General features: G+C 67.7%; 10 protein-coding genes. 4 read left to right on the forward strand and 6 right to left on the reverse strand.

From position 1 onward, the window contains the following. The 4 genes from ABDW57_RS02180 to ABDW57_RS02195 all read right to left on the reverse strand — a co-directional run bounded on the left by ABDW57_RS02180 (position 1) and on the right by ABDW57_RS02195 (position 6,059). Positions 1-2,604, reverse strand: a complete 2,604-nt coding sequence (locus ABDW57_RS02180; protein WP_343728566.1) for a quinoprotein amine dehydrogenase — start codon at positions 2,602-2,604, stop codon at positions 1-3. Positions 2,605-2,718: 114 nt separating this feature from the next. Continuing rightward, positions 2,719-3,903, reverse strand: coding sequence for a tetratricopeptide repeat protein (locus tag ABDW57_RS02185; RefSeq protein WP_343728567.1), 1,185 nt, complete (start codon positions 3,901-3,903; stop codon positions 2,719-2,721). 87 nt (positions 3,904-3,990) lie between these two features. Continuing rightward, a complete protein-coding gene (locus tag ABDW57_RS02190) occupies positions 3,991-5,178 on the reverse strand; it encodes a hypothetical protein (RefSeq protein ID WP_343728568.1) in 1,188 nt (395 codons plus the stop codon). 14 nt (positions 5,179-5,192) lie between these two features. Further along, the gene (locus ABDW57_RS02195) at positions 5,193-6,059 is read right to left on the reverse strand and encodes an HDOD domain-containing protein (protein WP_343728569.1); all 867 of its coding nucleotides are present in this window, start codon (positions 6,057-6,059) and stop codon (positions 5,193-5,195) included. 184 nt (positions 6,060-6,243) lie between these two features. On the opposite strand from ABDW57_RS02195, the gene ABDW57_RS02200 reads away from it, so the two are divergent. Then, positions 6,244-6,825 (forward strand): DNA-3-methyladenine glycosylase, encoded by a 582-nt coding sequence (locus ABDW57_RS02200; protein ID WP_343728570.1) that lies wholly within the window; start codon positions 6,244-6,246, stop codon positions 6,823-6,825. Here the strand turns inward: ABDW57_RS02200 and ABDW57_RS02205 are convergent. Next, a complete protein-coding gene (locus ABDW57_RS02205) occupies positions 6,721-8,376 on the reverse strand; it encodes a methyl-accepting chemotaxis protein (protein WP_343728571.1) in 1,656 nt (551 codons plus the stop codon). The genes ABDW57_RS02200 and ABDW57_RS02205 overlap by 105 nt on opposite strands. A gap of 12 nt (positions 8,377-8,388) precedes the next feature. After that, positions 8,389-8,835 carry a cache domain-containing protein gene (locus tag ABDW57_RS02210; protein ID WP_343728572.1) on the reverse strand — a complete coding sequence of 149 codons (447 nt, stop codon included), beginning with the start codon at positions 8,833-8,835 and terminating at the stop codon, positions 8,389-8,391. 171 nt (positions 8,836-9,006) lie between these two features. Between ABDW57_RS02210 and ABDW57_RS02215 the strand changes: the two genes are divergently transcribed. Genes ABDW57_RS02215 through ABDW57_RS02225 form a run of 3 tightly spaced genes read left to right on the forward strand, consistent with a single transcriptional unit; the run spans position 9,007 to position 12,748 of the window. After that, entirely contained in the window at positions 9,007-10,428 is a 1,422-nt protein-coding gene (locus tag ABDW57_RS02215; protein ID WP_343728573.1) for a lysine 2,3-aminomutase, read from the forward strand. A gap of 9 nt (positions 10,429-10,437) precedes the next feature. Beyond that, entirely contained in the window at positions 10,438-11,859 is a 1,422-nt protein-coding gene (locus ABDW57_RS02220) for an MFS transporter (RefSeq protein ID WP_343728574.1), read from the forward strand. A gap of 7 nt (positions 11,860-11,866) precedes the next feature. Next, positions 11,867-12,748 (forward strand): 2OG-Fe(II) oxygenase, encoded by an 882-nt coding sequence (locus tag ABDW57_RS02225; protein WP_343728575.1) that lies wholly within the window; start codon positions 11,867-11,869, stop codon positions 12,746-12,748. Positions 12,749-12,764: the final 16 nt, after the last annotated feature.

A 12,764-nucleotide genomic window follows, 5' to 3' on the forward strand; every position in this document is an offset into this window, starting at 1 on the left:
TCACGGACCGATCGGCAGGAAGGTGACCACGTTGTCGTCGGTGATGGCGACCACCATCCAGCCATCGCCCGACAACGCCATCTGGCGCGGCAGCAGCTGGCGGCCGGTGGTGCTCAGCTTGTACTGCTGCAGGATCTTGGCGCCGGTGCTGTCGTACATATAGATGTCGTTGTTGCTGGACTTGGCCGTGCCGCCGCAGAAGATGCGGCCGTCCAGGGCCACTTCGATGTTGTTGGGGGCGGCGTCGCCGATGGTCATGTAGCCAAGAATGCCGAGGTCGCTGGCGTTCATGATGACGCAGGACTTGGGCGTGGCAGCGGCGCTGTAGACGCGGGTGGCATCGGCGCTGACCCACAGGTCGGCGCCTTGCGTACCCGGGCTGGCGTGGCTGGCCGGCGCCAGCTTGGCGGCAAACAGGGTGCCGTTGTTGAGGGCGGCGTAATCGACGCTGGCGCTGGTGTGCTGGATGGTGGCGTTGCCTTCGTCCTGTTGCACCACGCGCTTGCCGTCGCGGCTGGCCGAGAGGGTGCCGCCGCTCAGCGGCAAGGTGCCGATGCGGGTAAAGCTGGAGGTCAGGAACAGCTGGCCGTCGCCCAGCAGCAGCATTTCCACGCCATTCGGACGGATCACTTTCAGGCGTGTGGCAGCCGTGCCCGGCGCCGACAGCACCAGTTGCTTGCTGATGGCGCGCGCGCTCAGGCTGACGGCGGTCAGGCGCGCGTTGTCGACGTCGACCACGTACAGGGTGTCGCCGTTGGGCGTGACCGCCATGTCGCCCAGGTGGGCCGAGAAGCCGGTGATGCTGGTTTCCTTGGCGCCGGTGTAGACGTTGTAGACGTCGATCACGGCGCCGCCATTATGCACGTAGGCGTAAGGACGGGCCGGGTCGGTCACCACGTTGGCGTACGGCAGGGCGGCCTTGACGGCGGCCGAAGGCGCGGCCGCGCCTTTCCACAGCGCCACGCGGATCACTTCCGGCGCCACCGCGTCCGGATCGGACGGGGTGATGGTGATGGTGGCGGTGCTGAGGGTGTCGTTCAGCATCTGGGTCGGGTCGGCGGTCAGGATCAGCTTGTCGGCGCTGACGCCCACCACCAGCCACGAGGCGTCGCTGCTGGCGCTCATGCCGGCGAAGCTGTTGTAGTTGTCGCTGACGGTAATGGTGCGGGTCAGGCGGCTCCAGCCCGGCATGCTGACAAAGGCCACGGCGGTCTCGGCCGGCAGCAGCTTGTGGATGTCCTTGTTGAGCGACAGCAGCACCGAAGCCGGCACCGTGTCGCCGTTGACGCTGGCCACGGCGGTCAGCAGGGTGGGCGTGACACCGGCCAGCGCATTGGCCGGCTTGGCCTTGAAGGTGACGCTGGCGCCGGCCGCGTTGACGCTGCCGCCGGTGGTGGTGACGGTAGCCCAGTTCGGCATGCCGTTGAGCTGCCACGGCCAGTTGATGGTGCCGGTGTTCAGGCTCAGCTTGAGATCCTGGCCGGTACTGAAGTCGCGCCCGTAGGTGCCGCCCAGCGTGACGGTGGTGGCCGAAGCAGCCAGCGTGGCCTTGTTCAGGTTGAGCGTGACGGGTAGCGTGCGCACCGGCAAGCCCTGCGGCGTGATGGTGATGCTGGCGTTATAGCTGCCGCTGGCCAGCTTGCCCACGGTCGGGTCGACCGTCAGCACGGTGGAAGCCGGGGTGGCGCCGGCGGTGGGCGAGACGCCCAGCCAGCCGGCGCTGCTGCTGGCGCTCCAGCTGGTGGTGATCTTATTGTCGGTATCGAGGCTGACGATCTGGCTGGGGATGGCCGCGCCATTGATGGCGGTGAAGGTCACGCTATTGCTGCCCAGCACCAGCCCGGGCGGCAGCACGGTGAGCGCCACCGGCAGCACTACGCTCTGGTTGTCGTTGGAGGTGATGGTCAGGTTGGTGGTGTAGCTGCCCTGCGCCAGGCCGGTGGCGTCGTAGCTGACCGACAGGCTGCTGTCGCCGGTGCCGCTGGCGGCGCTCAGCTTGAGCCAGGCGGCGCCGCCGTTGCTGGCGGTCCAGCTGCGGCCCACCGCGCCGATTGCCACGGTGACGGCGGCCGGCGCCGGCGCGCCGCTCTGGGCGGTGGCGCTCAGCGGCATGGCCGGCACGGCGCTGAAGGTGGTGCTGCCGGCCGGCAGCACGGTGAGATCATACGGCAGCGCCACCGGCGAGCCGGGGAACTGGCTGGCGCAGCCGCTGTCGCGGCACAGGCGCACGCTGAAACTGCCCTTGTAGTTGCCGGCCGCCAGGGTGGGCGAGGACAGCAGCACGGCATGGTACTGGCTGTCGCTGTCGCGTACCACGCTGGACGTTGGCAGCAGCACGCCGTTGCTGTCGGTTACGCTGGCAAACACGGTGGCGCCGCTGAAGTCGGCCGGACGGGTGACGGCCGCCATCACGTTGACGGTCAGCGAGGTGCCGGCAATCACGCTGGCGCTGACGCTGGCCGGGGTGAAGCTCAGGGCCGGGCTGGCGTTGGGGGTGGTGGTGCCGCCGCCGCCGCCACCGCCGCCGCCGCCGCCGCCGCAGCCGGCGAGCAATGCAGCAACGAGGAAGGGAACGGCGGCGTAGGCGGGCCAGGGTCGGAGCATGACGGAATCCTTGTGGTATGCAGCTACAGGAGTGCAGCTTAATTTACTTGCAATTGTTGCGCGACCGCAACTAAGTGTCAAGTTCAAGCCGAGCCAGCATACCACCGCCATGTTTCACTTTGCGCGCAACTGGGCCTCGTGCGCGCGGATGCGGTCCAGTTTGGCCGCGTACAGGTCGTGGTCGCCGCGCGTGGTGCTGTTTTTCATGGCTTGCGCCATGTGCAGGTCGGCCGCGCGCAGGTTGCCCAGCTGGTAGTTGGCCACCGCCAGCCAGAAGTGGAATTCGTGGTAGTCCGGAACCCGCTCCAGCTCCTGTTCAAACAGCTTGCGGGCGCGCGCGTAGTCGCCCAGCTTCATGGCTTCCTGCCCCTGGTGGAAGAAGTGGAAGGGCGGATAGGGTTCCAGCCGGGCCAGCCGGGCGCGCAGCACGGCCGCCTCGTCCAGCTTGTTGACGCTTTCCAGCGTTTGCGCCAGGTTGGCCAGGAAGATGGTGTTGTCGGGCGACTGCGAGTGGGCATAGCGCAGCGCCAGTTCGGCGGCTTCCTGGTTGCCGTGGTGCTGGTAGATCACCCCCAGGGTGTTGTAGGCGTTGAGGAATTGCGGGTCGACCTCGGCGGCCTTGCGCGCGGCCCAGTAGGCATCGTCGATCTGGCCGGCGGCCAGCAGTTCGGCGGCGCGGTTGTTGAGGTACATGGCGATGATGGTGTCCTCGCTCAGCGGCCGTGCCTCCTCGCGCGCCTTGGCCGGCACCGGGATGAAGTCCACCGTCAGCGCGTTGGCGGTGTCCATGCTGAAGGTGGCGTAGGGGTTGCGTTCGGCGCGCGGCCGGCCCAGCGACAGGTTGACGTGGTTGCTGGCGAAGTACAGGTTGCCGGCGCGGCTCCAGACTTCATCGACCTGGACTTGCTGGAATTGCACCGGCAGGTTGAGCTCGCGCGCCAGGGCGGCGGTCATGATCGCCAGCGACAGGCAGTTGCCGGCGCGCGCCTCGAAGGTTTGCGCGGCGTTGCGGGTGATGGCGGAGTCGTATTCCAGCTGCAGCTTGTCACGCCGGTAGAGCGCGTCAAACAGCTGGCGCCGCACGTCCTTGCCCGCGCCCTGGTTGCCCAGCTCGTTATGGACGTAGTCGCGCATGGCCGGGCTGAGGGCAAACACGCGGCTGGTGTCCACCGGCGTGCCGGGCGGCTGGAATAGCTGGTCGTGGAATAGTTGCTGCTGGGGCGCTTGGTACGCCACCGGCTGGCTGGCGCAGCCGCTGAGGATGGCGGCGGCGCACAGGATCAGGGCCCATGCTTTCATGACTGTCTCCCTTCGCCGCGGAATCTCCGTTCCGCGTATCGGAAAGTATCCTCGGCTCCAGGGCGACTGTCAAACAGGAAATCGCTTTCAGTCCAGCGGGTCGGCCGAGACGGAAATATCGTTCAGGCCCAGGCTGGACAGGGCGTCGGCCAGGTCGTCCAGCGCCAGGCCGAGGTCGGCCGCCGGGTCGTGCGGTCTGGCGGCGCTGGCCAGCGTGGCGCCGCCCAGCGACAGCCGCACCTGCAGCAGCGGCTCGTCCTCGTCCTCGGAGGGCGCGATCACGGCCTGTACCTGGGCCGGATCATGGCCGGCCAGTGCCTGGTTCAGTGCGGACAGCAGCTGCAGCATGGCGTATTCCGACTGGCCCTGGGCGCGGGCGCCGAAGAACAGGTCCTGGTAGAGGAAATTCAGGGTCAGGGCGGGATCGGCGCCGCGCGCGCGGCCGAGGCAGCGCGCCACCAGCGGTGCGTATTGCCCGGTCCACTTCTGGTAGGCCTCGGCGCGCCGGGCGAAGTAGGCATCGGCGGCTTTTTCGCCGGCCGGGACCTGGTAGAAGGCGTCGTCGGCGCGCTTGAGGGCAAAGCCGAGCAGGAAGCGCAGCTCGACTGCGCTGTCGTCGGCGCCGAAGGCGGTGGGCGACCAGCCATGTTTGAGGCTGCGCTCCAGCGCCGGCGCGGCGGCGATTTTTTTTTCGGTCAGCGAGTGCGCAGCTTCGCGCACCATGGCGTGCAGCTGGCCGTAGCTGATGCGCTCGATCTCGGCGGCGTCGTAGGCGTGGCTGACCAGCACCACCCTGGCCTGCGGGCTTTCCAGGCCGGCCGCGGTGAAGCTGGCCAGCAAGGCGGCGTAGGCGTCGCCGTCCTGGAAATCGTGGGCCGGGTCAAGGCCGCCCTGGCTGTGCACGAACACGGGAATGGCAAAGGCATCGATTTCCAGTTCGGGCGCGTCGTCGCGGCGCAGCAGCAGGTTGGCGGCGCCTTCCTCGATGGCGCTGCGCAGGTAGCGGTAGCCGTCCAGCGATTCGTCGCGCGCCAGCTCGATGGCGCCGTACAGCACTTCATCCTTGCCCTGGGCCAGCAGGCGGCGCAGCAGGCGCTGGAAGTCGACATGTTTTTGCGCCAGCTCGGCGCGGGTGGCGGCGGCCACGATGTCGGCGCCGGCCGATTCATCGGCCAGGTCAAGCGCCAGGGCGCACAGCTCGGTGGTGTGTTGTTCGTCTTTGGCTTCGGGGGAATTGGCGGATTTGCGCGGGACGGGGCGCTTGTTTTTCGGCATGGTCTTGCGGGTTCTTATCGTTCGGTGTGGAAGGTTTCGTTCAGCTCTTCAAGCAGGTCTTCGGTTTCATCCTCGGTCAGGCCGAGGTGGCGGCAGGCGCTGTCGCCGCCTTTTTCCCATTCATGGGAAGTGCTGCGCCCGTGCAGGCGCTGGATGCCTTTTTCCGCCAGCAGCGACAGCGCCACCAGCGAGCGGATGGCGTCGTCGGTGGACGGGTCTTCCAGCACGCGGTAGTCGTGGTGCAGCAGGATGGCCCACGAGACGTCCGGCGACAAGCCCCAGTTGCGCGCCAGCAGGCAGCCGATGGCGGCGTGGTTGGTGCTGTAGCGGGCGTCCTCGATGGCGGTGAACACGCCGTGCGGGTCATTGCAGGCCTGGTCGTAGGTGGCGGCGTAGTCGCTGAAGCGGTTCATCAGCAGCGGCACGCCGATGTCGCAGAACAGACCGAAGGTGTGGGCGATGTCGGGCGGGGCGATGCGCAGCTTGCGCGAAGTAAACACCAGCGCCTGGGCACGGCGCGCCGACACTTCCCAGAAGGCGCTGAGGTCGCTCTCCCTGCCTTCGATGGCCTGGCGCGCCAGCAGCCCGGTCAGCAGGGCCGCGCACTGGTTGATGCCGAGGAAGTTGATGGCTTGCTCGACCGACTTGGCCTTGCGCGCGGCGCCGAAAAACGGCGAGTTGGCCAGCTTGAGCAGGGCGCCCGACATGCCGACATCGTTGCCGATGATGCGGGCGATCTGGCGCGGCGACGGATCTTCCCTGGCCAGCTCGCGCTGCAGGTCGACGAGCAGGCTGGGCCGGGGCGGAATCCGGATGGAGCGCATCAGCGCGTCTTCCACCGCGTTTTCTGTTGGCATAGCAGGGGCAGCAACTGTCGTCATGGTGTTATTCAGGGGTAAAGGCAATCGTACCCTCGATTATCGCCGCAAGCGGCGGCCTGTTGCGCGAATTTGTGGCGATTTTCTGTGCGCCACGCCATATTTTGTCCTTTATTGCCGCGATTCGATGTCCATTTTGCACGACTTTTGTAATCGTGCCGTCCAGATTGGCATTTAGAATAGACGCATGATTACCAAACTGGCAGGCATCAATTTCAGCGCCCCCTCGCACGAGGTGGCGCGGCAGCTGATCGGCGTCACGCTGCTGGTCGGCGGCGTCGGCGGGCGCATCGTCGAGACCGAGGCGTACGACCGCAGCGAGCCGGCGTCGCATTGCTATATCGGCCAGACGCCGCGCAATTTTTCCATGTTCGGGCCGCCGGGGCGCAGCTATGTGTACCGCTCGCACGGCTTGCACTGGTGTCTGAATTTCGTCTGTCGCGAGGAGGGCCACGGCGCCGGGGTGCTGATCCGGGCGCTGGAGCCGACCCATGGGCTGGAACTGATGCGCGCACGGCGCGGGCTGGACGATGCGCGCCTGCTGTGTTCGGGGCCGGGCCGGCTGTGCCAGGCGCTCGGCGTGACGCGCGATTTCAACAACCTGCCGCTGGCGGCGCCGCCGTTCCAGCTGATCGCGCGTGAGCGCGGGCGCGAGCTGGCGGTGCTAGCCGGCATGCGCATCGGCATCTCGAAGGCGGTGGAGCTGCCGTGGCGTTTCGTCGAGGCCGGTTCGCGCTTTCTCAGCAAGCCCCACCGCGGCGTCGACTGAGGGTTCCAGCTTGAACACCGAGACCGCCTGCGACAGCTGCCCGGCCTGGGCCTGCAGGCTGGCGGCGGCCGCGGCGGCCTGCTCGACCAGCGCGGCGTTCTGCTGCGTCACATCATCCATCTGCCCCACCGCCTGATTGACTTCGGCGATGCCCTGCGCCTGCTCGGCGCTGGCGCTGCTGATGCCGGCGATGATGTCGTTCACCTGCTGCACGGCGGCGACGATGCCGGTCATGCGCTCGCCGGCCTGCTGCACGGTGGCGCTGCCGCTGTCGATGGTGGCCACCGAGGCGGCGATCAGGGTCTTGATTTCGCGGGCGGCGGCGGCCGAGCGCTGCGCCAGGGTGCGCACTTCGGCCGCCACCACGGCAAAGCCGCGCCCCTGTTCGCCGGCGCGCGCCGCTTCGACGGCGGCGTTCAGCGCCAGGATGTTGGTCTGGAACGAGATGCCGTCGATGACGGCGATGATGTCGACGATCTGGCGCGAGCTGGCGCGGATCGAGGCCATGGTGTGCACCGCGTCTTCCATGGCGGCGCCGCCATGCTGCGCCAGTTCGCTGGCGCCGGCGGCCAGCTGGCAGGCCTGGCGCGCGCTGGCGGCGTTGGCCTGCACGGCCTGGGTCAGGCTGTTCATGGCGCTGGCGGTTTGCTCCAGCGAGCTGGCCTGCACTTCGGTGCGGGTGGAGAGGTCGAGATTGCCGCTGGCGATTTCGCGCGCGGCCAGGTCGATCGCGTGCACCGCGCCAAGGATGGTGGTGAGGGTGCGGGTGAGGTTGGCCATGGTCTGGTCCAGCATGCGCGCGGTGTCGGCGATTTCGTCGCGGCCGTGGTTGCCGCCGCTGGCGGCCAGGCGGCCGGCGGCCAGCGCCACCACCACGTCGGCAATTGCGCGGATGTCGCGCAGCATGGCGCCGCGCACCGCCATGGTGACGCCGAGCGACAGCCCGATCGACAGCAGCACCATGACCGTCATGCTGGTGTTGAGGGTGCGGAAGTCGGCCTTGGCCTGGGCGTGGGCTTGTTCGCTCAGCCGCTGTTCCAGCGCGGACAGCTGCGCCAGCTGCCCGTTCAGCAGCAGGAACTGCTTTTCCGCGATGGCCATGGCGTTGGTGGCGATGCTCTGGTCCATCTGCGCCATGTCCATGGTTTGCAGCACGGCCTTGCGGTAGGCGGCCAGCGCCTGCAGCGATAGCGCGATGATCTGGCGTTCGGCGGCGCCGTCGGCGGCTGCGGCGTCCAGCTGGTGCAGCTGGTCGGCGATGGCGGCATGGCGCGTCCGGATGTCGCGTGACAGGGCGTCCAGGCGGTTCTGGGCGAAGCTGCCGTTGACCCAGGCCAGCAACTGGTAGATGTGGGCGTGGGCGTAGCGCGCCTCGCCGCTGACGTCGGCGGCGGCCTTGAGGCGGGCGGCGCGCACCTGCACCAGATTTTCCATGGAGGCGTTCTGGCGCACCATGCCGAGGTAGGCCGCGCCGGCGGTGGCGATCAGCAGCAGCAGCACCAGCAGCGGCGCCAGCAGCAATTTGGGACCGATACGCAGTTGGTTCAGCATGGCGCGCTCCGGCTATTTTTTGTAGATGCCCGCTTCCAGCACGACGTCGCCCACGCGCAGGATGTAGGTGGTCTTGGGTTCGATCTTGCCGGTGGTGGGGTTTTTGTACTGGTAGTCGACCCAGCCGTGGCCTTTGCGCGCGGCCAGTTCAATGATCTCGCGCCGGTATTTCTTGCCGTTGGCGTCCGGGATGTCGGTCAGGTCCTTGCCGACGATGGAAGGGTTGACCGGGTGCGCCAGCACGATGCCGGTCTTGAGGTCGCGGATGTCGACGTACAGCGAGCCTTGCAGGTATTCCGGGTCTTTGGCGGCGATCCTTTTGATGAAGGCGTCCTGGCCGTTGGCCTTGATGAAGGCGGCGCCTTTTTCGGCCATGGCGATGGCGTCTTTTTCGGTGGGTTCGCTGGCGCTGGCCGGCAGGGCGGCCAGCAGCAGTGCAGCGGCGATCAGGGATTTCATGAGCGGCTCCTGGGAGAGTGGATGGCGCTATGAACTGTACGTGGCTGCCGGGCGCGCGAATTGCGCTGGCGCAAGCCGTGCAACATTTCCGTAGGTCAGTTGATGCGTGGCAATTTGGGCGGCGGCGTGCGGCCTAGCATGGAGCTTTCTGACCCACTCAAGGAACCCGTGATGGATACGCCCAAATTCAAGCCGTTTATACGACAGACCATTGCGCATGCGCGCCAATGGGAGTGGATACCGCCGGATTTGCAGGAGGCGGTGCAGGTGGTGTCGCATGTGCTGCCGTTTCGCACCAATGCCTATGTGCTCGATCATCTGATCGACTGGAACAATATCCCGGACGATCCGATTTACCGTCTGACCTTTCCGCACCGGGACATGCTGGCGCCGGACGATTATGCGCGGCTGAAGCAGCTGGTGCTGGGCAAGGCCGACCAGCCGGCGCTGGTGGAGCTGGTGCGGCGCATCCGCCTGCGCATGAATCCCCATCCGGCCGGGCAGATGACGCACAATGTGCCGCGCGTGAATGATGCGCCGCTGAAGGGCCTGCAGCACAAGTACAAGGAGACGGTGTTGTTCTTCCCCAGCGCCGGCCAGACCTGCCACGCGTATTGCACCTTCTGCTTCCGCTGGCCGCAGTTTGTCGGCATGGACGAGATGAAGTTCGATGCCAAAGAGTCGCACGAGCTGGCGTCGTATCTGCGCCTGCATCCGGAGGTGACGGATGTGCTGATTACCGGCGGCGATCCGCTGATCATGAATACGCGTTCGCTGGAGGCGTATATCGCGCCGCTGCTGGCGCCGGAGCTGGCGCATATCCAGAATATCCGCATCGGCACCAAGTCGGTGGCGTACTGGCCGCAGCGTTTTGTGACGGACCGCGATGCCGATGATCTGCTGCGCTTGTTCGAGCGCGTGGTGAAGGCGGGGAAGAATATGGCCATCATGGGCCACTACAACCACGCGGTGGAGCTGCGCCAGGAGATGGCGCAGCAGGCGGTCAAGCGCATCGTCGGCACCGGCGCGACCCTGCGCATGCAGGGGCCGCTGATCCGGCATATCAACGAGGACCCGGCATCGTGGGCGGAGCTGTGGCAGACCGGGGTGCGGCTGGGGGCGATTCCGTACTATATGTTTGTCGAGCGCGACACCGGGCCGCGCGAGTATTTCCAGCTGCCGCTGGCGCGGGCGCATGCGATTTTCCAGGCTGCGTATCAGATGGTGTCCGGCTTGTCGCGCACGGTGCGCGGGCCGTCGATGAGCGCTTTCCCGGGCAAGGTGGTGATCGACGGGATCGCCACGGTGGGCGGGGAGAAGGTGTTTGCGCTGCAGTTCCTGCAGGCGCGCAATGCGGATTGGGTGCGCAAGCCGTTTTATGCGAAGTTCGATCCGCAGGCGACCTGGATGGATGAGCTGAAGCCGGCGTTTGGCAAGGACAAGTTTTTCTTCGAGGAGGAGGGCGGGGCGCGCAGCGAGTTCGGCGCCGCGCCGCCCGGGCTGCGCAAGGTGATTCCGCTGCTGGCGGCGCGTCAGGAGGGCTGCGCCGCGGCGCCCGCGGCGCCGGGCTGCGATTCGCACAGTGCGGCGTAGGCGGCCATCATGCGCGATCGCGCCGCGCCGACGCCGTGCCTGCGGCCCAGCGCGCCTGCCGCCCGCGCCGACAGGCTGCCCGATGCCGCGGCGGCGGCGGACCAGGACGGCGGGACGGCCGGCGGCATGGGCGGCGCGGCGCCGCCGGCGGCCGCGGGCATCGTTCCGGCGGCGCTGGCTGGCCCGGCGCCGCTTTCGGGGCGGGCGATGTTTGTGCTGGTGTTTTTGCCGTTCGCGCTCGGGCATTTTTTATCGAGCCTGATGCGGACGGTGAATGCGACGCTGGCGCCGCAGCTGGTGGCGGCGCTGGCGCTGACGCCGGGCCAACTGGGGCTGCTGACCAGCGCGTTTTTCCTCGCTTTCGCGCTGGCGCAGCTGCCGGTGGGGATCGCGCTCGATCACTGGGGGCCGGCCAAGGTGCAGTTGCCGATGCTGCTGCTGGCCGGTGTCGGCGCGCTGGCGTTTGCCGGCGGCGACAGCTTCGCCCAGCTGCTGGTGGCGCGCGCGCTGATCGGGCTGGGACTGGGCGGCTGTTTCATGTCGGCGGTGAAGGCGATCTCCACCTGGATCGCGCCGGCGCGGCTGCCGTCGGTGCAGGGCTATCTGATCGCGGTGGGCGGCCTGGGGGCGGCGTCGGCCACGCTGCCGGTGCGCCTGGCGCTGCATTACATGGATTGGCGCGGGCTGTTTCTGTGGCTGGCGGCGGCGGCGGCGCTGATCGGCATTCTGACCCGCGCACTGCCGCCGCCGCAGCCGCCGGGCGCGCGCAAGATGGCGCTGCTGGAAGCCATGCGCGCGGTGTACCGGCACCCGGCGTTCCGCGAGACGGCGGCACTGGTGCTGGTGCCGCACACGGTGTTTTTCGGCATCCAGGGGCTGTGGATCAGCCGCTGGCTGAGCGACGTGGCGCGCTATTCGGAGGAGGCGGTGGGCTATCTGCTGTACCTCGGGATGGCGGCGGTGATCTTTGGCGCCATCGCGGTCGGCATGGTGACCGAGTGGGCCGGACGGCGCGGCGTGCGGCCGATCAGCGTGGCGGCGTGCGGGGTGGCGCTGTTCATTGCGGTGCAACTGGGCTTTGTGCTGGACTGGCGGCCCAGCTATCAGCTGCTGTCGGTGCTGTTTACGCTGGTGGGCACGGTGACCGGCATCGAGTACACCATTGTGGCGCAAAGCCTGCCCGGCGCACTGACGGGGCGCGCGGCCACTTGCCTGAACCTGTTGATTTTTCTCGGTGCGTTTGCGGTGCAGGCGGGTTTCGGTTTGGTAGTCGGCTGCTGGCGGCCGGATTTGCTGGGGCATTATCCGGCGCCGGCCTATCAGGCGGCGTTTGCCGCCCTGGTGTTGCTGCAGTTGCCAGGATTGCTGTGGTTCGTGCGGCGGCGCGGGCGCAATCCGGTAGAATGGGTTTCCCCTCAGCCCGGCCCCTGATGACGCGATGACTGACCCTGACAACGCCTTTGCTTCCCTGCCGCAGACCTGGCGCGCCTGGATCACGGACAACCTGGACCGCGGATGCAGTCCGCTCGACATGGCCAACAGCATGGCGCGCTCCGGGCAGCACAGCATGGCCGTGGCGCGCGCGGCGATCGACGCGGCGCTGCGCCAGCGCGCCGGCGCCAGCGTTCCTGCGCCGGCGGCCGCCAGCGCGTTCTCGGCGCCGCGCGCGATGCCGTATATCGATGTCTCCAGCAACCGCATCGCCGCGCCGGACCGCGAGGTGGAGGTGTTGTTCGTGCTGAAAAAGCCGCAGGTGATCCTGCTGGGGAATGTGCTGAGCGACGAGGAGTGCGATGCCATCATCGCCCACTGCGGGGCGCGCTATACCCGGTCCACGGTGACGGCGGAAGCCGACGGCGCCAGCGTGGTGCATGAAGGCCGCACCAGCGAGATGGCCTTCATCCAGCGCGGCGAGACCGAGGTGGCCGAGCGGGTGGACCGGCGGCTGGCGGCGCTGGCGCACTGGTCGCCCGAGTGCAGCGAGCCGTTCCAGCTGCAAAAATATGGCGTGACGCAGGAGTACCGGCCGCACTACGACTGGCTCGATCCGGACAGCGCCGGCCATCAGGCCCACCTGGCGCGCGGCGGCCAGCGGCTGGCGACGTTTGTGCTGTATCTGTGCGATGTGGCGCAGGGCGGCGGTACGGTGTTCCCTGGCCTGGGACTGGAGGTGTTCCCGAAGAAGGGCAATGCGCTGTGGTTCCTGAATACCGATGACAATCACCAGCCGGACCCGCAGACGCTGCACGGCGGCGCGCCGGTGGTCAGCGGCACCAAGATCATCGCCAACAAGTGGCTGCGGCAGGAGCGCTACGGTTAGAATGTCGCTGACTTGT

The sequence above is a fragment of the Duganella sp. genome (assembly GCF_039595735.1).
Classification (GTDB): domain Bacteria; phylum Pseudomonadota; class Gammaproteobacteria; order Burkholderiales; family Burkholderiaceae_D; genus Rugamonas.